General features: G+C 57.9%; 21 protein-coding genes and 1 tRNA gene. 12 read left to right on the top strand and 10 right to left on the bottom strand.

Annotated features, from left to right (window positions below):
* The first annotated feature begins 11 nt into the window (after positions 1 to 11).
* Positions 12 to 1,421, top strand: coding sequence for a UDP-N-acetylmuramate:L-alanyl-gamma-D-glutamyl-meso-diaminopimelate ligase (gene mpl / locus BMX55_RS08530; RefSeq protein ID WP_091455945.1), 1,410 nt, complete (start codon positions 12 to 14; stop codon positions 1,419 to 1,421).
* Here mpl and BMX55_RS08525 read toward each other — a convergent pair.
* The 5 genes from BMX55_RS08525 to rodA all read right to left on the bottom strand — a co-directional run bounded on the left by BMX55_RS08525 (position 1,411) and on the right by rodA (position 6,492).
* Positions 1,411 to 1,722, bottom strand: a complete 312-nt coding sequence (locus BMX55_RS08525) for a hypothetical protein (RefSeq protein WP_091455943.1) — start codon at positions 1,720 to 1,722, stop codon at positions 1,411 to 1,413. The genes mpl and BMX55_RS08525 overlap by 11 nt on opposite strands.
* Before the next feature lie 104 nt (positions 1,723 to 1,826).
* Positions 1,827 to 2,951 (bottom strand): 3-deoxy-7-phosphoheptulonate synthase, encoded by a 1,125-nt coding sequence (locus BMX55_RS08520; RefSeq protein ID WP_091455939.1) that lies wholly within the window; start codon positions 2,949 to 2,951, stop codon positions 1,827 to 1,829.
* A gap of 214 nt (positions 2,952 to 3,165) precedes the next feature.
* The gene (locus tag BMX55_RS08515; RefSeq protein ID WP_091455936.1) at positions 3,166 to 3,717 is read right to left on the bottom strand and encodes a hypothetical protein; all 552 of its coding nucleotides are present in this window, start codon (positions 3,715 to 3,717) and stop codon (positions 3,166 to 3,168) included.
* A gap of 51 nt (positions 3,718 to 3,768) precedes the next feature.
* On the bottom strand, positions 3,769 to 5,253 hold the full coding sequence (gene tldD, locus BMX55_RS08510; protein WP_091455932.1) for a metalloprotease TldD: 1,485 nt from the start codon (positions 5,251 to 5,253) through the stop codon (positions 3,769 to 3,771).
* 9 nt (positions 5,254 to 5,262) lie between these two features.
* A complete protein-coding gene (gene rodA, locus BMX55_RS08505; RefSeq protein ID WP_091455929.1) occupies positions 5,263 to 6,492 on the bottom strand; it encodes a rod shape-determining protein RodA in 1,230 nt (409 codons plus the stop codon).
* Between the two features lie 131 nt (positions 6,493 to 6,623).
* Here rodA and BMX55_RS08500 point away from each other — a divergent pair.
* Positions 6,624 to 6,700 (top strand) — tRNA-Arg (locus BMX55_RS08500).
* 58 nt (positions 6,701 to 6,758) lie between these two features.
* Entirely contained in the window at positions 6,759 to 7,337 is a 579-nt protein-coding gene (greB, locus tag BMX55_RS08495) for a transcription elongation factor GreB (RefSeq protein ID WP_091455927.1), read from the top strand.
* Here greB and BMX55_RS08490 read toward each other — a convergent pair.
* The 4 genes from BMX55_RS08490 to BMX55_RS08475 form a co-directional block, all read right to left on the bottom strand.
* Positions 7,326 to 9,590, bottom strand: a complete 2,265-nt coding sequence (locus BMX55_RS08490) for a RelA/SpoT family protein (protein WP_091455924.1) — start codon at positions 9,588 to 9,590, stop codon at positions 7,326 to 7,328. The genes greB and BMX55_RS08490 overlap by 12 nt on opposite strands.
* Positions 9,591 to 9,692: 102 nt before the next feature.
* Positions 9,693 to 9,896 (bottom strand): DNA-directed RNA polymerase subunit omega, encoded by a 204-nt coding sequence (gene rpoZ / locus BMX55_RS08485; protein ID WP_091455921.1) that lies wholly within the window; start codon positions 9,894 to 9,896, stop codon positions 9,693 to 9,695.
* 31 nt (positions 9,897 to 9,927) lie between these two features.
* Entirely contained in the window at positions 9,928 to 10,548 is a 621-nt protein-coding gene (gene gmk / locus BMX55_RS08480) for a guanylate kinase (protein WP_091455919.1), read from the bottom strand.
* A 13-nt stretch (positions 10,549 to 10,561) separates the two neighbouring features.
* Positions 10,562 to 11,464 (bottom strand): YicC/YloC family endoribonuclease, encoded by a 903-nt coding sequence (locus BMX55_RS08475; RefSeq protein WP_091455916.1) that lies wholly within the window; start codon positions 11,462 to 11,464, stop codon positions 10,562 to 10,564.
* A 92-nt stretch (positions 11,465 to 11,556) separates the two neighbouring features.
* Between BMX55_RS08475 and BMX55_RS08470 the strand changes: the two genes are divergently transcribed.
* From BMX55_RS08470 to BMX55_RS16125, 9 genes are all read left to right on the top strand, one after another.
* Complete coding sequence (locus BMX55_RS08470; protein WP_091455913.1) at positions 11,557 to 12,576, top strand: serine/threonine protein kinase; 1,020 nt, start codon at positions 11,557 to 11,559, stop codon at positions 12,574 to 12,576.
* Positions 12,573 to 13,484, top strand: coding sequence for a PP2C family protein-serine/threonine phosphatase (locus tag BMX55_RS08465; protein ID WP_091455910.1), 912 nt, complete (start codon positions 12,573 to 12,575; stop codon positions 13,482 to 13,484). Before BMX55_RS08470 ends, BMX55_RS08465 begins: the two co-directional genes overlap by 4 nt.
* Before the next feature lie 23 nt (positions 13,485 to 13,507).
* The gene (gene rdgB, locus BMX55_RS08460) at positions 13,508 to 14,107 is read left to right on the top strand and encodes an RdgB/HAM1 family non-canonical purine NTP pyrophosphatase (RefSeq protein ID WP_091455906.1); all 600 of its coding nucleotides are present in this window, start codon (positions 13,508 to 13,510) and stop codon (positions 14,105 to 14,107) included.
* Between the two features lie 3 nt (positions 14,108 to 14,110).
* Positions 14,111 to 15,361, top strand: coding sequence for a radical SAM family heme chaperone HemW (hemW, locus tag BMX55_RS08455; protein ID WP_091455901.1), 1,251 nt, complete (start codon positions 14,111 to 14,113; stop codon positions 15,359 to 15,361).
* Positions 15,362 to 15,506: 145 nt separating this feature from the next.
* A complete protein-coding gene (locus BMX55_RS08450) occupies positions 15,507 to 19,454 on the top strand; it encodes a glycosyltransferase (RefSeq protein WP_091455894.1) in 3,948 nt (1,315 codons plus the stop codon).
* An 8-nt stretch (positions 19,455 to 19,462) separates the two neighbouring features.
* Positions 19,463 to 21,292, top strand: coding sequence for a methyltransferase domain-containing protein (locus BMX55_RS08445; protein WP_143059607.1), 1,830 nt, complete (start codon positions 19,463 to 19,465; stop codon positions 21,290 to 21,292).
* Positions 21,293 to 21,304: 12 nt separating this feature from the next.
* Complete coding sequence (locus BMX55_RS08440; protein ID WP_091455885.1) at positions 21,305 to 21,844, top strand: hypothetical protein; 540 nt, start codon at positions 21,305 to 21,307, stop codon at positions 21,842 to 21,844.
* Positions 21,845 to 22,108: 264 nt separating this feature from the next.
* Positions 22,109 to 23,338: a hypothetical protein gene (locus tag BMX55_RS08435; protein ID WP_091455882.1), complete on the top strand. Its 1,230-nt coding sequence runs from the start codon at positions 22,109 to 22,111 to the stop codon at positions 23,336 to 23,338.
* 81 nt (positions 23,339 to 23,419) lie between these two features.
* The gene (locus tag BMX55_RS16125) at positions 23,420 to 24,751 is read left to right on the top strand and encodes a hypothetical protein (protein WP_143059606.1); all 1,332 of its coding nucleotides are present in this window, start codon (positions 23,420 to 23,422) and stop codon (positions 24,749 to 24,751) included.
* Positions 24,752 to 24,909: 158 nt separating this feature from the next.
* Here the strand turns inward: BMX55_RS16125 and BMX55_RS08425 are convergent, their stop codons facing one another.
* Positions 24,910 to 25,758: a hypothetical protein gene (locus BMX55_RS08425; RefSeq protein ID WP_177172861.1), complete on the bottom strand. Its 849-nt coding sequence runs from the start codon at positions 25,756 to 25,758 to the stop codon at positions 24,910 to 24,912.
* Positions 25,759 to 25,781 lie beyond the last annotated feature (23 nt).

Below are 25,781 nucleotides of genomic sequence, written 5' to 3'. Positions count from 1 at the left end.
AATCTGTGCCTATGCACATACACATCCTAGGCATTTGCGGCACTTTCATGGGCGGCGTGGCCGCATTGGCCCGCGAGGCCGGACACCGCGTCACCGGCTGCGATGCCGGTGTTTATCCCCCCATGAGCGACCAATTGCGCTCTTTGGGCATTGAGTTGATTGAGGGCTTTGGCACCGAACAACTAGCGCTCAAGCCCGATATGTTCGTGGTTGGCAATGTCGTCAGCCGCGCCCGCCTGCCCGATGGTAGCCCCAAGTTTCCGCTGATGGAGGCCATTTTGGAGGCCGGGCTGCCCTACACCAGCGGGCCGCAATGGCTGGCCGAGCAGGTGTTGCAAGGCCGCCATGTGCTGGCTGTGGCTGGTACGCATGGCAAAACCACCACCACCTCGATGCTGGCGTGGGTGCTGGAGTGCGCTGGCTTGCAGCCGGGCTTTTTGGTGGGTGGCGTGCCGCTCAATTTTGGTGTGTCGGCGCGCTTGGGTGCGTCCACCCGGCCTATTGCTGGCGCTGGCCCGGTAGGCAGCGCGCCGTTGTTTGTCATTGAGGCCGATGAATACGACACCGCTTTTTTTGACAAGCGCAGCAAATTTGTTCACTATCGCCCGCGCACTGCTATTTTGAACAACCTAGAGTTCGATCATGCCGACATCTTTGATGATCTAGCGGCTATTGAGCGGCAATTTCACCATTTGGTGCGTACCGTGCCGCCGTCGGGGCGGGTGGTGGTTAATGGCTTAGAAGAGAGTTTGGCGCGGGTATTGCATACCGGCTGTTGGAGCGGCGTGAGCAGTTTTGGCGCAGCTGTGAGCGATTTCACGGCAGAAGGCCCGCCCGATGCTTTTGATGTCTTGCATCGTGGCCAGCGCGTGGCGCGGGTCGAGTGGGCACTCAGTGGCGTACACAACCAGCTTAACGCCTTGGCCGCCATTGCCGCAGCAGAGCATGTCGGCGTGGCCCCAGCGGTGGCGGCAGCGGCTTTGGGCAGCTTTCAGAATGTGCGCCGCCGCATGGAGTTGCGCGGCGTCGTGCGCGGCATCACCGTTTACGATGATTTTGCCCACCACCCCACGGCCATGCGCACCACGCTGGATGGCCTGCGCCAGCGTGTCGGCGCGCAGGGGCGCATTTTGGTAGCCTTTGAGCCGCGCAGCAACACCATGAAACTGGGCACTATGAAGGCCCAATTGCCTTGGGCACTCGAAAATGCCGATCAGGTGTTTTGCCACACTGCCGGGCTAGACTGGGATGCCGCTGCTGCACTGGCCCCTTTAGGAGCGCAGGCGCACACTGCCGCCCATATCACTGCGCTGTTGGCGCAAATTGCTGCTGCAGCACAGCCCGGCGATCACATCCTGTGCATGAGCAATGGGGCTTTTGGTGGCATCCACAGCTTACTGTTGCAAACGCTCAGTAACTGATGGTCATAGAGGGCACGTCCACGTGGATGATGGGCTTGACCAACACGGCATAGGTGGCGCGGGCAAACTGGGCCAACCATGTGGCATCTGAGAGCAGCGGTGCGCCTGCGGCTACCGCTACCGTTAGCACCTTGTCGGCCAGCAGCACCTTGCCGCTGGCACGCAATGGCTCGCACTCTAGGCGGATGAACTCATCGTCCAGCCAGCGGCGTGCTTCTTCATTGCCCATTGGCTCGGCGTGTTCTAGGTCGAAGCGAAACTCTGCGTTGTGCCCTAAGGTAACGGTGACTTCTCTGTGCATGGATCTATCTTTCTAATGGAGAGTACAAAGGGTGGTTGTCTCCACCACCCTGTGGCGTTGCATTTGCTGCGCCAACGCTAGCTTACACTGGCGCAGCCTGCCTGTCAGCGGGTGCGGCGTGCCTGCACGGCAGCAGCCAAGTCGGCCAACGATTGCACCGAGTCATCCCAGCCCAAGCAGGCATCGGTGATGCTCTTGCCGTATTCCAGCGCAGTGGGTACATCTTTGCCGGGGGTAAACTTTTGTGCGCCTGCGTTGATGTGGCTCTCGATCATCACACCAAAAACGCTGTGCGAGCCTGCCGCCAGTTGGGCGGCAATGTCGCGCACCACGTCGCGTTGCTTTTCGTGCTGTTTGCTGCTATTGGCATGGCTGCAATCGACCATCAGTGTAGCGGGCAGTTTGGCAGCTTCTAGGTCTTTGCAGGCCGCAGCCACGCTGGCGGCATCGTAGTTGGGGGCCTTGCCACCGCGCAAAATAACGTGGCAGTCGGGGTTGCCTGCGGTATCGACAATCGCTACTTGGCCGTTTTTGTGGACGGACAAGAAGTGGTGGCCTCGGCTGGCCGATTGGATGGCGTCGGTAGCAATGCGGATATTGCCATCGGTGCCATTCTTAAAACCAATCGGTGCCGACAAGCCCGAAGCCAGTTCGCGGTGGACTTGGCTTTCGGTGGTGCGGGCACCAATTGCGCCCCAGCTGATCAAATCGCCAATGTATTGGGGTGAGATCACGTCCAAAAACTCGCTGCCAGCGGGCACGCCCAAGCGGTTAATGTCGATGAGCAACTGGCGTGCCATGCGCAGGCCCTCGTCAATGCGGTAGCTTTCATCGAGGTAGGGGTCGTTGATCAGGCCCTTCCAGCCTACCGTGGTGCGTGGCTTTTCAAAGTAAACGCGCATCACGATCTCTAGCGTGTCTTTGTATTGCTCGCGCACCACTTGCAGGCGGCGGGCGTAGTCCAGTGCGGCAGCCGGGTCGTGGATGGAGCAAGGGCCAATAATCACCAGCAGGCGGTCGTCCGTGCCTGCCATGATGTTGTGGATGCTTTGGCGCGTTTGCGTAATCAACGTTTCAATGGCGGTGCCCCGGATGGGGAAGAAACGGATGAGGTGTTCGGGAGGGGGCAGCACAATGATGTCCTTGATACGTTCGTCGTCGGTCTGGCTGGTTTTCTCGACGTGCTGGTACCAGGGCTCAGTGACAGGGGTGGCTTGGGGGGCAGTCATGCTTGTCTTCCTTTTAAGATGGATCAAAGTGGGGATTTGAAAACAAAAAACCGCCGGGCTTTGCAGCAGCGGCGGTGTGTGAAAAGGGTCTAGGTGCTTGCGCGCTCGCCTCTCTCATCCGCCCGGGATCGAGAAATAGGACCAAAAATAAAAAGCGCGTGCTATCGACATGGGAAAGCAATGTAGCACAGTCTGTGGTGCATTGCAGCAACAGCTAATGCCAACGCTGCCAGCGTTGTAGCACGGCCTGCCACCATGATGATCGTTGTGGCGATGGCGGTGAGGGGGGCTCTTCTGGGGTAGAACTCATCACCAAGCCTGCCCCTTGCTGGTACATATCCAGCAGCAACAGGCCCTCGCCCAAGGCGCGCCATGCCCATTGCTCCATCTGGTCAAAAGCGGCCCCCTCGTGGCTACTGCGCTGGGCCAAGGCTTCGCGCCAGCGTTGCACGGCTTGGGCCAGTTCGCGCAGGGCGCGCTGGTAACTGGCCCATTCGTACATGGTTTTCCAGCCCGCCTCTGGGCTGCAAAGCACGGCTTGGTGCTGGCGCAGTTCTTGGGCTAGCGCGCCGGCGCGCCGTGCAATGGTATTGGCGTCGCGGCGGTGGCGTCTGGCTCCCACTGCCAAGTCCAGAGCCTTAGCCAGCGCGCTGATGTTGTCACGCAGCAGGCGCAATTGCTCATCGGCAACACATTCGCGCAGCAAATAGCTGATGTCGGCAAAGGACTGTGCCGTTTGCGAGGCTTGCGTCAGTGGCCCGGCCATAGTGGTTGCTCCGTGGGCCGCACCATACTGCAGCCCGCCGTCGGTGGCGTTTTAGGCGGTACCGCCCACCGTCAAGCCCTCAATGCGCAAAGTGGGCTGGCCCACCCCTACAGGCACGCTTTGGCCTTCTTTGCCACAGGTGCCCACGCCGCTATCGAGGCGCATATCGTTGCCAATCATGCTGATCTTTTTGAGCGATTCTGGGCCGCTGCCAATGATGGTGGCTCCTTTGACGGGGTACAAAATTTTGCCGTTTTCTACCCAATAGGCTTCGCTGGCGCTAAAGACAAACTTGCCGGAGGTAATGTCCACCTGTCCGCCACCAAAGTTGCTGGCATACAGCCCCTTTTTGATGCTGGCAATGATCTCTTGCGGGTCTTTGTCGCCTCCGAGCATGTAGGTGTTGGTCATGCGTGGCATCGGGATATGGGCATAGCTCTCGCGGCGGCCATTGCCGGTGGGTGCCACGCCCGTCAGGCGGGCATTGAGTGCATCTTGGATATAGCCCTTGAGGATGCCGTCTTCGATCAGCACATTGCGCTGGCTGGCGTGGCCTTCGTCGTCCACGTTGAGCGAGCCGCGCCGGTCGGCCAGCGTGCCATCATCAAGCACTGTTACGCCTTTGGCGGCCACGCGCTGGCCAATGCGGCCACTGAACGCGCTAGAGCCTTTGCGGTTGAAGTCGCCCTCTAGCCCGTGGCCCACGGCCTCGTGCAGCAGCACACCGGGCCAGCCAGGGCCAAGTACCACGGTCATCTCACCAGCGGGTGCAGGGCGAGATTCCAAATTGACCAACGCCGCGTGCACCGCTTCATCGACATACTGCGTAATCAGGGCGTCGTCAAAATAGGCCAAACCAAAGCGGCCACCACCGCCAGCAGAACCTACTTCGCGGCGGCCCCCCTGCTCGGCAATCACCGTGACGGATAAGCGCACCAGCGGGCGCACATCGGCAGCCAGCGTGCCATCGGCACGGGCCACCAGCACCACGTCATACTCGGCAGCCAGCCCCGCCATGACCTGTGCCACCCGTGGGTCTTTGGCGCGGGCGCGTTGTTCTACACGCTCTAGCAAGGCCACTTTGGCCGTGCTGTCGAGGCTAGCAATCGGATCGGTGCCGGGATACAGGCTGCGGCTGGTAGGAATTTTGCGCGCAGCCACCCGCACTTTGCCCGCTTGTGCCACCGCGCCAATGGAGCGCACGGTATGCGCCGCATCTAGCAGCGAGGCCAGAGAAATATCGTCCGAGTAGGCAAAAGCTGTTTTTTCGCCACTGACGGCTCGCACGCCCACCCCTTGGTCGATACTGAATGAGCCAGTTTTAACAATGCCCTCTTCTAAACTCCAACCTTCGCTGCGGGTGTACTGAAAGTACAAGTCAGCATCATCGACCTGATGGGTGCGGATTTCTGCCAAGGCACGCGCTAGGTGGCTCTCATCTAAGCCAAATGGGGTCAGCAGCAGCTGGCGAGCAATGTCGATACGCTCAAGGGTAGGGGCGCGGCGCAGTGCGCCAGAAGGGGTACGGGAGATCATAGGGCCATTTTAGGGTGCGGGTGCTGGCACCGGCTGTGCCGGGCTATCGCCCATCGGGATGCCAGTCACATCCACCGGCTGGCTATGCACTACTGGCATGCGCTGCGCTCGCGCAATCGACATCAAAATGCCCAGCGCCAAGCCCAGCGTTACCATAGCAGTGCCACCGTAGCTGATAAAGGGCAGGGGCACGCCTACCACTGGCAACATGCCACTGACCATGCCCATATTGACAAAGGCATAGGTAAAAAAGATCATGGATACCGCCCCAGCCATCAGGCGGCCAAACAGCGTGCCTGCACCCAGTGCAATAGCCAAGCCGCGCCAGACCAAAAACAAATAGCAAACCACCAACAGCACATTGCCTAGCAACCCAAACTCTTCTGAGTAGGCGGCAAAGATAAAGTCGGTGGTGCGCTCTGGAATAAACTCCAGGTGCGTCTGGGTGCCCGCCATAAAGCCCTTGCCCCAAACGCCGCCGGAGCCAATGGCAATCATGCCTTGGATGATGTGAAAGCCCTTGCCTAGCGGGTCGCGGGTCGGATCTAGCAGAGTGCAGATGCGCTGCTGTTGGTAGTCATGGAGCACCGGCCAGCGCACACCATCAGCGCAAAGATCGTCACCAAACCATACAATCAATCCGATACCAACTATGCCCAGCAGCAGGGGCGGAATCACTAGCTTCCAGGGCAACCCAGCAAAGAATATGACCGATAGCCCTGCTGCCAGCACCAGCAGCGAGGTACCCAGATCGGGCTGCTTCATGATCAGGCCCACTGGCATAGCTAACAGCACCCCCGCAACTAAGAAGTCCAGCGGTCGCAATTGGCCCTCGCGCTTTTGAAACCACCAAGCCAGCATCAGCGGCATAGCAATCTTGAGTAGCTCGCTCGGTTGTATGACGATGCCTAAATTGATCCAGCGCTGTGAGCCTTTTTTGGTAATGCCAAACAGCGCCACCGCCACCAGCAAAATGACTCCCAGCGTGTACAGTGGCACGGCTAGCGTTAGTAGGCGTTGAGGCGGCACTTGGGCCACCACAAACAAGATGCCAGCGGCCAGCGCCATGTTGCGGCCGTGGTCTATAAAGCGGCTGCCGTGGTCATAACCTGATGAATACATGGCTAACAGCCCTAAGCTGCCCAGCACTAGAAGTGCTAGCAACAGCCAGCCATCAAAACCGCGAAAAAATGGCTGCAGACGTTGCAGTAGCGAAGGCTGCTCAAAAGTGGTTCCCATGACGCAATTATCCCCGCAGCGGGCAAAAGTGCGCTACAATAGCGGCTTAGATTTACTGCAGCTTCACAAGAGCAAAGCAAACATTAAAATTTAAGACTAAGTCAAATTTTAGTGTTATAATTTAAATCTTAGCGGCTGTAGCTCAGCTGGATAGAGTACTTGGCTACGAACCAAGGGGTCGTGGGTTCGATTCCTGCCAGCCGCACCAACAGGTAAGCCCTGAAATCGCAAGGTTTCAGGGCTTTTTCCTTTGAGGTTTTCTTTCGATGAGCAAAGCATTCACCAAAGAAACACAAACGGCTGACGACGACGATGAGGTCAGCCTGCCACCACTGCCCGCTGGCAGTAAAAACTATATCACCCCCGTGGGCTATGCCCGGCTCAAAACCGAGCTGCTGGCGCTGATCGATACCGAGCGCCCGCGTATCGTGGAGATTGTCCATTGGGCCGCCAGCAACGGCGACCGCTCTGAAAACGGTGACTACCTGTACGGTAAAAAACGCCTGCGCGAGATTGATCGGCGCATCCGCTTTTTGACCCAGCGCCTAGAACTGGCCGAGGTGGTCGATCCGGCTGTGCATCTGGGCAACAGCCAAGTCTTTTTTGGCGCTACCGTTACCTATGTGGATGATATGGACTGTGAGCGCACCGTCACTATTTTGGGTATTGACGAGGCCGACAGTGCGCAGGGGCAGATCAGTTGGGTGTCTCCGGTGGCTAGAGCGTTGTTAAAAGCCAGAGAGGGCGATCAGGTAGATTTGCCCACCCCTGCCGGAGTACGCACCCTAGAGTTGTTGCAGGTGCACTACAGCACCCTTTTTTCTTTGCTCAGTTTAGCGGCGTGAAGCCCGCAGCACTGCGGGCACCCGGCGCAAATTGCGCAAGGCAGTTTCTAGGTGGGCTTGATCGCGCACAGCCACCACAAAACGCAGGTCAATCGTGTCTAGTGCCACAGCATCATCCATATCGACATGGGTGATGTCGGCCTCGGCACTGGCCAGCTCTGCGGCCACCCGCGCTAGTACGCCTTTGCCATTGCTGATGGTCACGACCACTCCGGTTTCAAACAGGCGGATCGGCTCTTCTGCCCAATCGACGGTAATAAAGCGCTCGCTATCGCGGTGCAAGAGCTTTTGCGCTACGGCGCATTGCGAGGTATGTACTACCAGACCTTCGCCGCGCCCCAGATAGCCGATGATGTTGTCACCGGGAATAGGGCGACAGCAAGGAGCGTATTGCACCGAAGCGTTTTCACTGCCATCGAGGGTGAGGCCGCCTTGCGAGACGGTTTCGTGCGAGGTGTAGCGCTCGCGCGTCATGAGCAAGGCGTCAGGGCGGTAGCCATACTCGGCCATCAGTACCGTCAAGCGCTTTGCCACGATGCTGGCAATGCGTTTGCCTAGGCCAATGTCGGTCATCAACTCGTCGCGGTGGCGGTTGCCGGTAAAGCGCAGCAGCTTATCCCAAAGCGGTTGTGTAGTGCCGGTGGCTGGGGGCAGCTCTTCAAGGCCTTCGGCGCGCAGGGCCTGCGTGAGCAGCTTTTCGCCCAAGCCTTCGGATTCAGAATGGGCCAAGGTCTTGAGGTAATGGCGGATTTTGGAGCGTGCCCGGCCCGTGCGTACAAAGCCCAACCACGCCGGGTTGGGTGTGGCGTCCGTCGTTGTGATGATTTCCACCACATCGCCGTTTTTTAGTTCGGTGCGCAGCGGCACCTGTTCGTTGTTGATTTTGGCCGCAGAGGTGCGGTTGCCAACGTTGCTGTGGATGGCGTAGGCAAAATCGACCACCGTGGCCCCTTGGGGCATGGCCATGATCTGGCTCTTGGGGGTAAACACATACACAGCATCAGGGAACAAATCAACTTTGACGTGATCCCAAAATTCGGCGGCGTCGCGGGTTTCGTTTTGGATGTCGAGCAGCGATTGCAGCCATTTGGTGCCTAGCCGTTCGGCGGCGGTACCATCGTGCTCTTGCGCCTTGTACAGCCAGTGCGCTGCCACGCCAGCCTCGGCAATGATGTGCATCTCTTCGGTGCGCAACTGAAATTCAATGTTAATGCCCGACGGCCCGACCAGCGTGGTGTGCAGCGATTGGTAGCCGTTGAGCTTGGCAATGGCGATGTGGTCTTTAAATTTGCCCGGCACTGGCTTGTACATTTGGTGCAGCAGGCCCAAGCCGGTATAGCAATCGGTGATGGTCGGCACAATGACGCGAAAGCCATACAGGTCAGTGACTTGGGCAAAGCTCAAGTGCTTGAGCGTCATCTTTTGGTAGATGGCGTAGAGGGTTTTTTCGCGGCCCGCTAGCCGTACCTTCATACTGTGTTTGCTAAACACGGCATCTACATCGGCCTGTACCTTTTGCACCAAGTCGCGTCGTCGGTTGCGCGCTTTGCTGATCGCCTTGTTCAGGGTGGCATAGCGCCAAGGGTGCAGGTGCCGGAAAGACAGGTCTTGTAATTCGCGAAAGGTTTGGTTTAGGCCCAAGCGGTGGGCGATGGGCGCATAAATTTCGAGAGTTTCAGACGAGATGCGCTTCCATTTGCTGCGTGGCATGTCCGACAGCGTGCGCATATTGTGCGAGCGGTCGGCCAGCTTAATCAGAATGACGCGCACATCCCGCGCCATCGCCAGCAGCATTTTGCGAAACGACTCGGCTTGGTTTTCTTCGCGGGTGTCAAACTGCAGTTTGTCGAGTTTGGTCAGGCCATCGACTAGCTCTGCCACGGGGGTGCCAAAGCGTTCGATCAGGTCAGCCTTGGTGATGCCGCAGTCTTCCATCGCATCGTGCAACAGGGCGGCCATCAGCGCCTGAGCATCGAGTTTCCAAGTGGCGCATTGTGCTGCCACTGCAATGGGGTGCGTGATGTAAGGCTCGCCGCTGTTGCGCAATTGGCCCAAGTGGGCGTTATCGGCATAGCGGTATGCTTGGTGTACCAGCTCAATGCTGGCTGGATCAAGGTAGTCTAGGCTGTCCGTCAGGGCTGCAAAGCTGGCGGCTGCTGCATTGGCCGCAGCTACAGCACTCCCATCAGCCGGGGGGGTGCCCGCACCGGAGGAGCCAGAGGAGGAGGAGGAAGGTTTCAATGCCGCATTCATCCCTTAAATGTAGCGCTGCTGTAACAGGTCGTAAAAGTCCGATAAAAGACCATAAAAAAAGCACCGCTATGCGGTGCTGAGATGGAGCGCAAAGGGCCAGACTTAGCCGGGCACTTTTTTGAGCATTTCTAGGCCCACTTTGCCCGCAGCAATTTCGCGCAGGGCCGTCACGCCGGGCTTGTTTTTGCTCTCGATGCGTGGCGCATGGCCTTGGCTGAGCATACGGGCCCGGTACGTGGCTGCCAGCACCAACTGGAAACGGTTAGGGATTTTCTCAAGGCAATCTTCTACAGTGATACGGGCCATGGTTTCTCCGGGGGGGTATAGGGTGAATGCTTCAGGGGATGTCGAGGGCCGCGAAGGTGGCGGCTTTGGCGCGTCGCTGCGCGGCATAGCGCAGGCGCTGGGCGTGGACAATGGTGCTAAGTTCTTGCACGGCCCGATCAAACGAATTGTTGATTATAACGAAGTCAAAATGTGGGGCTTGGGCCATCTCGGTGCGGGCATTGCTCAGGCGCAGCGCAATCACTTCGGGGCTGTCTTCGCCCCGGCCTTGCAGGCGTGCGCGCAATTCGTCCCAACTGGGGGGCAAAATGAAAATCAGCGCAGCATTGGGAAAGGTTTGGCGCACTTGCTGTGCGCCTTGGTAGTCAATCTCTAGCAGCACATCAGCGCCTTGGGCAATACGTGCCTCAATGGCTTGCTTGGCTGTGCCATAGCGCTGCCCATGCACATGCGCCCATTCAACAAAGGCATCGGTGGCCACCATGGCATCAAATTCAGCGGCGGAGGCAAAAAAGTATTCGCGCCCATGTTGCTCTTGGCCGCGCGGCGCGCGCGTGGTGTGCGAGATCGACAACTGCAACTGTGCATCTTGCGCCAGCAGGGCCTTGACGAGGCTGGATTTGCCAGCGCCACTGGGCGCAGCCACGACAAACAGGTTTCCGGGGTAATCCATAAAAAATAAAGCGTTATTCGATGTTTTGTACCTGCTCGCGCATCTGCTCGATCAGCACTTTCATATCCACGCTGATGCGGGTCAGCTCTAGCGCGGCAGATTTGGAGCCAAACGTATTGGCTTCACGGTGTAACTCTTGAATCAAAAAGTCTAGCCGTTTGCCGATGTCGCCGCCTTGGCGCAGCAGGCGTTCGATTTCGTCGAGGTGCGATTGCAGCCGCGTGACTTCTTCGGCCACATCAATGCGAATAGCAAAGGCGGTGGCTTCGGACAGGGCGCGGTCTTGGGCTGCCTCAGGGGTGGCACTACCTTCGGCCAAGCCCATAGCTTCTTTCCAGCGCTCCATAAAGCGCTGGCGTTGCTGCTCTACCAGCCGGGGCACCAAGGGCACGGCCTGCAAGGCCAAAGCGCGCAGTTGGCTGACCCGCTCGTGCAGCATGGTAGCTAAGCGCTCGCCTTCTTGGGCGCGGGCTTGCAGCAGGGCTTCTAGGGCTTGCTGGGCCACGGCTGGGATGGCGCTGCTCCAGTCTTCGGGGGTGGCGCTGCTGCCTGTGCAAAAGCGCAAAACTTCGGCCACAGAAAGGGGCGAGGCCTCTGGCATCCAAGACTGCACGGCGTCTTGCAGCGAGCCTAGGCGTTGCAACAGACGGGGGTTGACGTCGGGCAGGGCGGCGGTATCGGCTTGCTCTAGCCAAGCGCGCACTTCGACCTTGCCGCGTTTGATTTTTTGCGTAACCAGCGTGCGCAGCACCGGCTCTAGGGCGCGCAGCTCGTCGGGCAGGCGCAAGGAGAGGTCAAGAAAGCGGCTGTTGACGGAGCGTATTTCTAGCCCCAGACGGCGGTTTGGCGGCGTGCCCGACTCGGTGGATGTGTTGCCTTGGGAGGCACCCAGCTGCGCGCTGGCGTATCCGGTCATGCTGTAAACTGGCATCAGGCTTTTGGTGAGTTGCTTGCAATGCACCGGATTATCCGGCTTATGTGCAGGCGGGTCCGTTTTCTGCGAAAAATATGTCCAAAATCAAACCAGCGCCATTGTCACCCGATACCCCGCTGGGTGGATACCGGGTCATACGCCGCTTGGCGGCTGGCGGTTTCGGTGTGGTCTATCTGGCCATTGATGGCGATGGCCAAAAAGTGGCTATCAAAGAGTATTTGCCTTCATCGCTAGCCACGCGCGCATCTGGCGAACTGACCCCCAAAGTGCCGCACGAAAAGCTCTCGCTGTACCGGTTGGGCCTCAAGAGCTTTTTTGAAGAAGGCCGGGCACTGGCGCAAATTTCCCACCCCTCGGTGGTGAGCGTGCTCAACTTCTTTCGCGAGAACGAGACCGTTTACATGGTCATGAACTACTTAGATGGTGCGTCCTTGCAGGATTTCATTGTCACGGCTCGCGATCTCAAGCGCGAGAAGGTGTTTCGCGAGTCCACCATCCGCTCGTTGTTTGATGAGGTGTTGCGCGGCTTGCGCATCGTGCACCAGCACAAAATGCTGCACTTGGACATCAAACCGGCCAACATTTTTATCACCGACGACAACCGTGCGGTGCTGATTGATTTTGGTGCCGCCCGTGAAGTCTTGTCCAAAGAGGGCAATTTCATCCGGCCTATGTACACCCCCGGCTTTGCTGCTCCAGAGATGTACCGGCGCGATTCGTCTATGGGGCCGTGGACGGATATTTACGCCATTGGTGCCTGCATTTATGCCTGTATGCAGGGCTTCCCGCCCACTGAGGCACCGCAGCGCCAAGACAAAAACCGCCTGACGCTGGCGCTGGGCAAGTTGCGTGGTGTTTATTCTGACAACCTGATCGAGGTAGTGGAGTGGTGCATGGCGCTCGATCCGTTGTCGCGTCCGCAGTCGGTGTTTGCTTTGCAAAAAGAACTCAGTCGCGAGGGCGAGCGCCGCTACACCAAGCCGTCGGTGGCCGAGAAGATGAGGATGCAGATTGACTCGCTGGTGTCTGAGACCCGCAAGGGGGTGCAAAAAGTGGTAGCCCCTGCTGCTGATATTGGAGCCAAACCCTCATGAAGTTTTCAGTTTTTCAGATCAGCCGACGCGGTGGTCGCGAAAAAAACGAAGATCGCATGGGCTATTGCTATACCCGTGAGGCCAGTTTGTTTGTGTTGGCCGATGGCATGGGCGGGCACCCTGAGGGTGAGGTGGCCGCGCAGATTGCGCTGCAAACCATTTCAGCACAGTTTCAGCACCATGCCAAGCCCAAGGTTCCTGACCCGCAGGCGTTCTTAACGTCTGCATTGCTGGCGGCCCATCACCAGATTTTGCGCTACGCCAGCGACAAAGCCATGCTCGATTCGCCGCGCACCACAGTGGTGGCGGCGGTGCTGCAAAACGGCAGTGCCACTTGGATCCATTGCGGCGATTCGCGCCTGTATGTGGTGCGGGGCCGTGAGTTGCTCACACGCACCCGCGATCACTCGTTTTTGGAGCTGGGCCGCGCACCCCCATCGGGGCCAGACCGCATGAATCGCAACGTGCTGTTTACTTGCCTAGGCTCGCCCACCAAGCCGATTTATGACATGACCGGCCCAGTGCCGCTGGAGCAGGGTGACCGTATCTTGCTCTGCTCTGATGGTTTGTGGGGCAGTTTGGATGATGCCGAGATCACACGCCATTTGGGTGGCTTGCCGGTGTCGCAAGCCGTGCCGGAGTTGGTGGAGTCTGCCCTGCGCAAAGCCGGTGCCAGCAGCGACAACGTGACCGTGGTGGCCCTAGAGTGGGAGACTCCCGATACCTTTGAGTCCACCCAGGGCATTTCTACCGACAGCATTGGCGATGATATGTTTGCCTCTACTATCCAAGCGGGCCCCTTTGATAGCTTTGATAGTGCCGTCGATGATTTGGATGAGGAAGCCATTGAGCGCTCGATTGCTGAGATCAACGAGGCCATTCGCCGTTCAGCAGCGCGCAAAGCGTAATTTTTTGTTTTTTCTGTTTGATTATGAAAATCGTTCTAGCCTCCAATAACCAAGGCAAACTGGTCGAATTGCAAGCCATGTTGGCCCCCTTGGGGGTAGAGTTGGTGCGCCAAGCCGATCTGGGTGTGGGTGAGGCTGAGGAACCCTATGGCACCTTTGTCGAGAACGCGCTGGCTAAAGCCCGTTTTGCGGCCGCCCATACTGGCTTGCCCGCGCTGGCTGATGATGCAGGCCTGTGTGTTGATGCCTTTGGCGGCTTGCCGGGAGTCAATACCGCCCACTATTGCACCCAGTTTGGCTACGACAAGAGCGATGCCAACAATGTGCGCGCTCTGTTAGAGCAGTTGCAGGGGCAAAGCAACCGCCGTGCCGCGATGGTGAGCACTCTGGTGGCCGTGCGTAGCCCCCAAGACCCAGAGCCGCTGATTGCTGTGGGCCGCGTGGTGGGCCAGATCACGCAGCAGCCCCAAGGCAGCAATGGCTTTGGTTTTGATCCTGTGATGTTCATTCCAGAATTTGGCAAAACCTTTGCCGAGTTGCCAGTAGAGGTCAAAAACGCCCACAGCCACCGGGGCCGTGCCACCCAGCAAATGCTGGCCTTGTTGCGCGAGCGTTGGTTGTAAGCGATGGCGGTGGTCATTCCTGTGGCTTCGGCCTCGCCGGTCGAGCCTGCGGTACAACGCGATATTCAGCATTACATGCGCCCCGGTTTGCTGCAACTGAGCAGTCTGCCGCCTTTGTCGCTGTATGTGCATTTGCCTTGGTGCCTGAAAAAGTGCCCTTACTGCGATTTCAACTCCCACGCTTGGCCTGAGAGCCAAGGGGCAGTGCCTGAGCAGCGCTATCTGGATGCCCTGATGGCCGATCTGGAGGCCGCCTTGCCGCTGATTTGGGGGCGGCAAGTCCACAGCATTTTTATCGGTGGCGGCACGCCCAGTTTGTTCTCGCCAGAGGCTATTGACCGTTTGCTGGGTGATATCCGCGCCCGCCTGCCGTTGGCACCGGGCTGCGAGATCAGCCTAGAGGCCAACCCCGGCACCTTTGAAAAAGACAGGTTTCGCGCCTTTCGTGCCGCTGGGGTCACGCGCCTGTCGATGGGTGTGCAAAGTTTTAACGACCGCCATTTGCAAGCTTTGGGCCGAGTCCACAACCGCGCCCAAGCCTTAGCTGCCGTGGAAGAAGCCGCCCAAGCCTTTGACACCTTTAACCTCGATCTGATGTACGCCCTGCCGGGGCAAAGCATGGCTGAGCTAGAAGAAGAGGTGCGCACAGCGCTGGCGCTGGCACCGCCGCATTTGTCCATCTACCACCTGACGATTGAGCCGAACACTTGGTTTGCTAAGCACCCGCCCACACTGCCCGAAGACGATGATGCCTATGCCATGCTCGATCGCATCACCGAACTGACCGGCCAGAGTGGCTTGCAGCGCTACGAGATTTCGGCCTACGCCCGTGCCGACCACGCCTGCTTTCACAACACCAATTATTGGCAGTTTGGCGATTACTTGGGCATTGGTGCCGGTGCCCACAGCAAACTGAGTTTTGCCCACCGCATCGTGCGCCAGGTGCGTTTTCGCGAGCCGCGTTTGTACATGGAGCAAGCCTTGGCGGGCCATGCCCTGAGCCAAGACGAGGAGGTGCGCCGCACAGAATTGCCGTTTGAATATATGCTCAATGCCCTGCGTCTGCGCGAAGGCTTTGTTTTGCAAGATTTTGTTGAGCGCACGGGCTTACCCCTGACGGCTATTGCCCGTGGCTTGGAGGAGGCCGAGCGCAAGGGCCTGATTGAGCGTGATTTGCTGCGCGTGCGTCCCACAGAGCGCGGCTTTGACTTTTTAAGCGATTTACAAGCCATTTTTTTGCATGAGGCTGCCTAAACTATCTGGCGCCCCTAGGCGATAGAATCGGCCCGGCACCACCGACGGTGGTGCATGTATTGCCGCCACCATTTGGCGGTTTTTTTCCGCCCCTGCGCGATCCTGATCCTCTGCCCTCGGGCCCGATTCCTTATGAGTGTGAGCTATGCATCCCAGTGAGGCCACGTTGATCCCCTACTGCGCCTCGCCGGTGCCTGATGTGCGCAAGGTGCTGGTGTTTGCCCCGCATCCCGACGATGAGGTGTTTGGCTGTGGCGGTGCTATCGCTTTGCACATCCAAGCAGGCCATCAGGTGCAGGTGATTTTGCTCACGGCGGGCGACCACGGTGATGCGGCTGGAGCCCAAGGGGCCTATGCCCAAGCCCGTCTGCAAGAAACGGTGGCGGCTGTGCGCCTGTTGGGCCTGCCACCGCCGCACTGCTGGAATCTGCCTGACCGGGGCGTGGCGTATGGCGAGCCTCTTATCGCGCAGATGTTAGAGGCGATGCAGGCGTGGCAGACGGATGTGGTTTATGCCCCGTCGCCGTGGGAGTTGCACCCAGACCATGTGGCTACCGCGATGGCCGCCGTGGAGGCCATGCGCCGCTGGCAAGATCAGCCCTGCACCTTGCGCCTGTACGAGGTCAGTGCACCTTTGCGGCCCAACATTTTGGTCGATATTTCGCCCGTTTGGGACACCAAACAGCAGGCGATGGCCGCCTTTGCCAGCCAAGAGGCCAAGCTGCCCTATGCCAGCATGATTGCGGCGCTGAACCGTTTTCGGGCCTTGACCTTGCAGCCCGGTGTCCAAGTGGCTGAGGCTTTTGAGTCCTATAGCGCCGCTGATTTGCGTGCGGGTGGCCCGTTGATGATTGGCTCCGAACAGCAACGCCTGTTGGCACGGGCCATTGCAGTGACGCCGCAAGATGCGCCATTGGTGTCGGTCATCATTCGCACTTTGGGGCGCAGTACGCTGGGCAAAGCGCTGCGCTCGCTGCAACTGCAAACCTATAGCCATTTGGAGGTGTTGCTGGTCGATGCCGCAGGCCAAGGGCTGCCGATGCTCCCCCCTGAGGCACAGGGTTTGGCCGTGCGTATCGTCTCGCAAGGCCACAAACTGGGCCGCACCCCTGCGGCCAACGCTGGTTTGCACGCCGCCACCGGCCAGTACCTGCTGTTTTTGGACGATGACGACTGGCTCTACCCCGACCATATCGCCAAACTGGTGCTGTGCTTGCGCCAAAGCAGCACTGCCCAAGCGGCGCATACGATGGTGGAATGCGTGAATGACCATGGCGAACCGGTAGGCGAGGTGTTTGACTTCCCTTACGCGCCACGTGAGTTGTGCTATGGCAACTTTATGCCTATTCATGCGGTGCTGTTTGCCCGCTCGTTGGTGCAGGCTGGCTGTGCTTTTGATGAATCTTTTGATTTGTACGAAGACTGGGACTTCTGGCTACAAATCGAGCGCCAGACTCCGTTCGTTTTTGTGCCAGGGGTCTCGGCGGCCTACCGTATCCATGCCGGTGCTGGTGCTGGGGTGCAGACCGACCAAACGGTGGCCCAATCTGCCACCGCCCACCTTTATGCCAAGTGGGGCGTCTTGCAATCGGCACAAACCTTTGAGGAGCTGATTACCCGCGCTTTGGCCCGACGCCAGCTCTACCGCCAATTGGCGCATCAGCGCCAGCAAGTTGAGCACAGCCATCAGGAGGCCAGTCGCTTGAATCAGGCCCTGCAAGCCGAGCAGCAGCAGGCCTTGGCGGCACAACAGGCCGCAGACCAAGCCCGCCGGGATGCGCACCACCTGCGCCAAGCCCACGAGCAAGCCTTGGCTCACCGCGATCTGCTGCAATGGTCGCATCAGCAAATTGAACAGCAGCGCGAGCACCTGCAGCAACTGCATGACCAGTTGGTGCAGGAGTCCCAGTGCTTACAACATACCCTGCACCACACCGAACAAGAACGCGCCCAAGCCCAAGCCGCTACCGGCCAGTTGGCCCAAGAGATAGCCCGTTTGCAAACAGAATTGCAACTGACGCACAACCACGCTGCCCACCTGCAACGCTCCTTTGATGCCAGCCACAACCAAGTGCAGGCATTGCTGGCTAGCACCTCTTGGCGCGTGTCGCAGCCAGTGCGTGTAGCTGGCAAGCTGCTGCGCGATGTGCGACGCACTTGGGCCGCCCTTGGAGTGGCCCGTCAACGTGGGTTGGGCATTGGTCATTTGTTGCGCCGCAGTGCCGAGGTGTATCAACGTGAAGGGTTTGCCGGGGTGCGCCAGCGCGCCGGGCGTTTGTTGCAATCCCAGTATCCGACTGCCGTGGCTCCAGATCACGCTGGTACGTCGCCCTCTGAGTCGGTTTCTGCTCCACCTGCTTCAGATGAGCGCAGCTATGCCCGTTGGGTGCAGCAATACGATACCTTGGATGATGCCGCCCTAGAGCGTTTGCGCCAGCGCGTGGTGCAACTGTCCGCTACACCGTTGGTATCGTTGGTGATGCCGGTGTACAACCCGGTGGCGCGTGATTTGCAGCGCGCTATTGCTTCGGTGCAGGCCCAGCTGTATCCCCATTGGGAGTTGTGCATCTGTGATGACGCCTCCACCAACGCCACCACGCGCTCCCTGTTGGAAGCCGTGGCTGCCACCGAGCCGCGCATCAAACTGGCCTTTCATGCCAAGAATCAGCACATCTCGCACGCTACCAACACCGCCATTGCCTTGGCGCAAGGCCAGTATGTCGGCTTTTTGGACCACGACGACGAACTGCGCCCCCACGCTCTGCTGTACGCGGTAGAAGCCTTTGCCAGCCATCCACAAGCCAAAGTGCTGTATTCGGATGAGGACAAAATTGACGAAGCGGGCAATCGCTTTGACCCCTACTTCAAGCCCGACTTCAACCTCGGCCTGTTGCGCTCGCACAATTACATGTGCCACTTTGCCGTGTATGAGCGCGCCTTCCTGAGCAAAATCGGCGGCCCCCGCCCCGGTTTTGAAGGAGCCCAAGATTATGACCAAGCCCTGCGCGCCGTCGATAGCCTGCGCGACTGCCCCGGTGCCGTGGTGCATATTCCCACCATCCTTTACCACTGGCGCACCGCAGTCGGCAGCACCGCCTCTGGGCACAGCAACAAATCCTACGCCTTCTTGGCCGGGCAAAAAGCCCTCACTGAGCACCTCCAGCGCCGGGGCTTGCAGGGCACCGTGGACGAGGCCCCTGAGGCCCCTGGCATGTACCGCATCCGCTGGCAGCGGCCAGCGTCTGTGCCCTTGGTCAGCATCATCATCCCCACGCGCAACGGACAAGCTTTGGTGCGCCAGTGCCTCGACAGCCTGCGCCAGACCAGCTACCCCCGCTACGAAGTCATTTTGGTAGATAACGGCAGCGACGACCCCGAAGCTTTGGCCTTTTTTGCCGAGCGCGAAAAGAGCGGCCAAATCCGCGTCTTCCGCGACAACAGCCCGTTTAATTTCTCGGCCATCAACAACCACGGCATCCGCCAAGCTGCCCAAGGCGAGTTCATCCTCATGATGAACAACGACATCGAAATTACCCACCCCGAATGGCTCGATGAGATGGTTGGCCCCGCGATGGAGCAGGGCGTAGGCTGTGTCGGTGCTCGGCTTTGGTACCCCGATGGCCGCTTGCAACACGGCGGCGTGGTGCTGGTGTGTGGTGTGGCCGGCCATGCCCACAAATACCTGCCCCGTGGCCGACATGGCTATATGGGCCGTGCTGTGCTGGCGCAAGAGTTTGTGGCCGTCACCGCCGCTTGCCTGCTGGTGCGCCGCAGCATCTACGAAGAGGTGAATGGCTTGGATGAATCCTTGGCTGTGGCCTTTAACGATGTTGATTTTTGCTTGCGCGTGCATGAGGCGGGCTACCGCAACCACTGGACGCCCTACGCCGAGCTGATCCACCACGAATCGGTCTCGCGTGGCTACGAAGACACCCCTGAAAAGCAGCAACGCTTTAAGCGCGAGATTGACACCCTGCAATCGCGCTGGCCGCACCTATTGGCCCACGATCCTTGCTATAACCCCAACCTGACGATGGATGCCGAAGACTTCTCGCTGGCTTGGCCGCCACGCGGCGCGGCGCGCATCCAGTGACCGTACCGATGAGCACCGACACCCCCGCCAGCCGCCTGACGGCCCTCCTGCCCTTGTTAGCGTGCCCCCGCTGCGGTAGCAGCTTGCAGCACCTAGCGGCCCAAACCTTGCAATGCGCTGGCTGTGCTGCCATCTATCCGGTGCGCGCTGGCGTGCCTGTGTTATTGCCCGAAAGTATGCAAGAGCCGGGCGTGGGCACGGTATCGGCAGATGATCCGGTCTCGCGTCACCCTTACAGCCCGGCAGCCCTAGAGATCATTGAGGCCCACCGCGACGGCTGGGTGCTCGATTTGGGCGCTGGCGGCAAGCATCAGCGCTGGGATAACGTCATCCAGATCGACATCTTCCGTTTTCCGATGGTGGATGTGGTCTGCACTGCCGACCGGCTGCCGTTTCGCGACAACACCTTCAAGGCCGTGATTAGCCAAGCGGTATTTGAGCATTTGCAGTACCCCGAATGGGCCGCCGCAGAAATTCGCCGCGTGCTACAACCGGGGGGCATCGCCAAGATTGACACCGCCTTTTTGCAGCCCGAGCACGGTTACCCGCACCATTTTTACAACGCCACCGAAACCGGCCTGCGCCACTGGTTCCGTGACTTTGATATCCGTTGGAGTGGCATTGAGTCTTACCAGCACCCCAAATGGGCCTTGAGCTGGTTTCTCGACATCTACCTAGACCGCATCACCCCCGAACAGCGCGCCCTGTTGCAGCAAACCCCCTTGGGCGATGTGTTGGCGGCCTTGCTGCGCAGCGGTCAAGGGCAAGCCCAAGAAGTGGATGCTCCCATTTTGGCAGCGCTAGACGCCCTGCCCGCCCATGAACTGCGCACCTTGGCAGCAGGTGTCTCGGTGGAGGCCATCAATCCCGCTAAGAGTTATGCGGCCCCGGTGCCCCAAACAGACCAAACCAGCCCCAGCGCGGGCCACGATGACCTGCGCAAGCTGTTGGCTGCCAAAGAAGAAAACGCCCAACTGCGCCAACGTCTCGCTGCTATGCAAGAGCAGCACACCGTGGCGCAAGACCGCTCGCGCTATTTGGCCCAGTTCTACCCGCAAAGCCTGCGCGATGCTATGCGCCACCTGTCGCGCCGTATTGAACTGAGTGTGTGGATGCGTATCCGGTTCAACGCCATCACCCTGCTGCGCAAGCTGGTGCCCCAGTCCACGTGGGATCGCTTGCGCCTACAGCTGGCCCAACGCCGCCGCGCTATCGCCTCCAAGCCGCTGCCCAGTGCTGCCGAGCCGCCTTTCTTGTCGGTGGTGCTCACCCCTAGCAACACCGCTGCCCTGACCGACACCTTTTTCTCGTTGGTGCGGCAAAGCTACAGCGGTTGGGAGTTGGTCTTGTTGGAGGCACCACAGCAATCGGTGGCTGTGCGCCATGCCATGACCGATTTTCAGCGGCTGGACAAACGTGTGCGCACCGTACCCATTGCCGACGCAGAAAACCTGCGCCAAAACGGCACCGCACCCACTACCCAAGCCGCCTACCGCCTGCACCTACCCGAAGGTGCCACACTGGCCTTTCATGCCATCCAAAGTTTAGTCACGTTGGCGCGCAGCCGGCCACAAACCGTAGCCATTACCGCTGATTTTGACTACACCGACCATACCCGTGGTGGCGATACCGCTGTACCCATGCGTTGCTACCACCAGCCTGAGCATGATGACAATCCGCAGGCGCTGGGGCTACTGTGGGTGGCCCGTGCTGTGGCGGGTGCTGCTCCTGTGGCACAAGATGCCATCTTGAAACCCGCCGGACAGGCCGTAGCTTACATCCCGGAAGTGTTGTTCCACCATGCGCGTCAAGAGGCATTTTTGGCCTCTGAACTTTAAGGAAACCCCCCCATGAAGCAGACCTTTCGATTGCCCCTGTGCGGGGCGTTGTGTGCCATCAGTGTCATTGCCGCCACCGGTTGTAGTACGACGGCACCATCTGCCAACTCTGCTGCCGTTTCGGCGATACCCGCTACGCCCTCGATTGCCATTAGCTACGCTGAAGGCCAAGAGCAGGCGCTGGCACAGTTGCAGCTCCAGCCAGCGCTGGAAGCCTATTGGCGTGCCCACAGCCAACGCGATTGGGCCAAGCTCTACACCATGGAGCATTCCCCCAGCGGGCCACTGAGTGAAAAGTTTTACATTCCCTACCATGCCCGTGCTTGGCCGGTGCTGGAATTTAAGGTGCTATCCTTCCAGCGCGATGAGGCAGCTGGTGATGTGCTGCTCAGCCAGCAGGTGGTTTACCTCCATCCCGACAAAGAAAAGCCCCACACCGCCTACCGCCAAGACAAATGGCGCTTGGTTGGGGCACAATGGCGGCATCTGGTTACCGATCCTATGCTAACCCAGCCCCAACCTACCCCTGAGCCTCAGCCTGCATCCCAGTAAGAACCGGTGCCGTTTTGCCCCTGGTTCTTGTTGTGTGCTGACAACAAACGCTGCTGAACTTGTGACCTTGGGCACAAGTTTAGCCCGGAAGATTGTGGCAGCATCCACAATTAGGTACCATGCAAGGACAGTCCATGCTTTTTGGCAAGCTGCCGCTGAGGCAGGCGGATTGTCTTTCTGATGTAGACTCGTTACTGGTTGGCTTTGCTGGCATCAGTCTTTGTGTCGGTAGTTTGTTTTAATTCTGTTAGGAGAAAGAACGTGATGTTGAAAAAATCTCTTGCCGCAGCACTGGGTGCAATGCTGATGGCTGGTACCGCTGGTGCCGTAGAAGTGGCTCAAGGCGGTAAGGGTGACCTGCTGATTGCTCCCGTGTTCATGACCGGTGGCGGTTGGACTTCCGAAATTAAGGTCATCAACACCAACACAGTTGATTCCGCCGTGGCTAAAGTGGTGTTCCACGGCCCTGTGCGTTCGGAAGAAGTCTTGGACTTCTTGGTTTTCTTGAGCCCCGGTGACGTCTGGACTGGTGTCGTGCAGCAAAATGCTGATGGTACCGTTGGTGTTTCCAGCGCCGATCCTTCGGCTATGCTGACCCCTAACCTCAGCAATGGTTGCCCCTCTACTTCGGGTGCTACTTCCGGTCTGAACCCCACTGAAGCCCGCTTCACTACCCCCCACACTGTGGGCTACGCTACTGTGACTGAGTCCCGCATGATCCGCGGCTTGGGCGCAGCTCCCGTGGCCAAGTCGGCCGTTTTGGCAGCTTACTCTTCCCTGTGCGCTGCTGACACAACCATCACCACAGCTGACACTGACAACGTGCTCACAGGCTCGGTGACTTTGGTCAACCCACAAAACGGTAACAAGCTGTCCCTGCCCCTGACCGCTTTGGCCAACTACGACAACCAAACCTACCTCAAGGTGGGTGACCTGACCGCCTTTGCTGGCGCTGGTAAAGTAAGCACCAAAGCCCAAGTGGAAGATGCTCTGTGGGCTTCTGACTTTGCTGTGCCTTTCAACAACACCACTGGGAACCTGACATTTGCCACTGTAACCTTCCCAACCAAGGAAACTTACAACCTGAGCCAAGGCACTCAGTACACCCCCTTCCCTAACGCTGTGCCCGTGTCTTACGCCGTGCGCAACGAAGAAGAAGAAGTACTGGGCACTGTCGGTTGCCGCGTTTCTCCTTGCGCGCTCAATCCAGGTAACAGCCTGCCTAACGAGTTGAACATCGTTGCCTTGGCTGCCGGTGGTTCGATTGCTGCCAGCACTGCTAGCCAAGTGAACACAGAGCGTTTCACTAAGGGTTGGGTCAATGTTGCTATCGCTCCTGAGCCTTCGGACACCCGTAGCAATGTGAACTACAACAACTTCAACCAAGTCGGTGCCCCTGCACTGGTGACCTATATCCACTGGGATTACACCTTGGGTAGCCTGCAAGGTACTTGGCAATATGCTGCTAAGACCTACGCACCTGCTGCTCGCTAATTCTTCTTGTTAAGATAAGCATAAGCCACCAAGCAAATTGCTTGGTGGCTTTTTTTGATGGTTTGAAAATTGATTTTCAAAATGAAAAAAAATATCCGCAACGCTTTTTATATTCTTCCATTGCTTTTTGGGTTCATGGTTGCTACCCCAGCTGTTGCACAACAAAAAGGCGATTATTCACCATTGGTAAAGCAAGGTTATTCTGATTATAAAGAGACCTATAATCCAGATACAAAAGTTGTTTATGAAGGTGGGGATGCCTTATTAACGACATCTCATACTGATCTCTCACTTGAAAGAGTAAAGTTTTTCGTTCCTCCCGGAACTAAGCGTTTTACTGTCAGTTTTTTAACCTACTTAAGTCCACAAGAGGCTAAAGCTGCCGGTCGATTTGGTGCTGTTCCTACCAGCACGGCTGCTGATGTTACAGCAGCAACAATGATTCGCAATACGGCAAATACGTTAGAAAGATTAGTAGCAGGAGAAGAGTTGCCATTTTATTCTCCTGAGGGAAGTGGTAATTTAGGAATTTCAGAGCCTTATCAATTTGATACTTTCCGAGTTAATAATGGTGGGTATGTTTACCTGCATGTGCTGTCAGTCCCTGGGGGAATGGTAAAAACATTGCAAACTCGGATGGTCGTAGACGAGGTTTGCTATCGTAGTTGGTATGCCCATGCCCAATGGGATGCCCAAGGTAACCCTGATGAAAATGCTACCCATACCTGTGCTGGCAGTACCGGTACTACAGCACCAGCCCTCACAGGCATTACTCTGTCTCCTACCACTTGGAATGGTACAACCAATGCAGCCAACACGACTGTGACGGTTAAGCCCGAACCAGCAGGAGCTACACTCCCAACTTGCACTGCCACACCGACTAATTTATTGACAGCAGGAGCGGCATCTGCCACACAAGCACAGTTTAGTATTATTCCTACAGCCGTTACTGCTGTTAATACAAAAGCCACTATAAATTGTGGTGGTAAAACGGCTTCTTTGACGCTGCAGCCTGCGAATGCTGATGTTGTTCAGATAAAAGATAATTTGCCCAGTGTGGATTTAAGCGGAAACTTAGTCCTCAATTTTAAATTGGTACGCCCCGCAGCTGACATTGTGGGCAAAACCAAGACCAGCTTTTGGCTTGCAGCTCGAATTCCTACTGATGGTTTTTTCTTTACCCAAGATCAATGGTTTTTCTTGACACCAAACGCATGGGAGCAGATGATATTACCTAATCCATCGTTGGTTGCTTACAAGACAAATCAAACACCTAAAACTGAAACAGCTTTGGTCAGTCCTATCAATTTGCCTAAATCGCTTCTTACAGAATTTAATGTTGAGATTCATTTTGGCTACATGGATGCCGAAGGTGGTTTTAAAAACATGGGTGTTGTTTGGAAAAAAGATTGATAGGAAAGTGGGGTAGGCTCAATTTATTATGATTCCTGCTTTCCTGCCTTAGGTTTCTGACCGTCAAAAAATGCCCCTTGCGATTTTGTCACAGGGGCATTTTTCTTTGGGTTGTGCAGTTTGTAGTGCAGGTGAGCGTAGCGTCACCCGATGCTAACCTAACGTGCTAGGTTGCTAAACGGATTAACAAACGGCACGTTAGTTCGTTGCCCCGGATTAATTTTGACTGCAGCCAAGGCTGCCGCCAAACTGTTAGCGACGTTCACCTCTGTCCCTGCGGTGTTGTTGGCTGCAGTCGCTGCTGTGGTGTTGCCTGCACCGCTGTGGTTATTGACAGCGATGCTGCCTGCTGCCGCATTACCAGGGCTTGGATGGGTGGTGGCTGCTGGTGGAGCGTTATCTGCGCTGGCTACGGTACTGGCTGGGGCTGTACCCGTGGGGCTGGCGGTAGCGTCTGCGGCACTGGCCCCCTGCACGGGGGCGGCGGCTGCCACCGGTGGAGAGGCGCCAGCGTTGCGATCGGTTTTTTTGGTGAAATACACCAGTTGTTGTCCACCACGGGCTTGGAGTACCAAATGGGTAGGTTCGATCTTGCTGAGGGTGAACTCGCCCACTGGTTGGCCTTCACTCAGGTTGGCAAACGGTCGGCCTTCAGGGGCCAACTGGGCAAAACGCCTACCCACTTTGACCGTGGCTCGCTTGACCGGGCCAGCAATCACCACGCCATAGACTTGCAGGTCTTGGTCTGTGATGGGGGTGGGCGGTGGTGGCGGCGGTGGTGGCGGCGGTAGTGGCACCCGGTCGGGCCAGACTTTGCGCTGGGGATCAAATGGGTTGCTGGCTTGGAGTGAGGGGGCTACCAACGGCGGCGGTGCTACTGCCGCTGGGGTTGCTGCTGGATTGGCCGTCTGTGTGGGCGAGCGTGTGGTGGCACCCATTTGGGCCTGCACACCCGTGGCCACACAGGCCAGAGAGACAGACAGTAGAAGTCTGGACGTAGAGTTCAAGAGAGATACCTTGACATAAAAGA

It is taken from the genome of Giesbergeria anulus, assembly GCF_900111115.1.
Taxonomy (GTDB): Bacteria; Pseudomonadota; Gammaproteobacteria; order Burkholderiales; family Burkholderiaceae_C; genus Simplicispira; species Simplicispira anulus.
The sequence above is the reverse complement of the archived record's forward strand: the minus strand, read 5'-3'. Positions and strand labels throughout refer to the sequence as shown.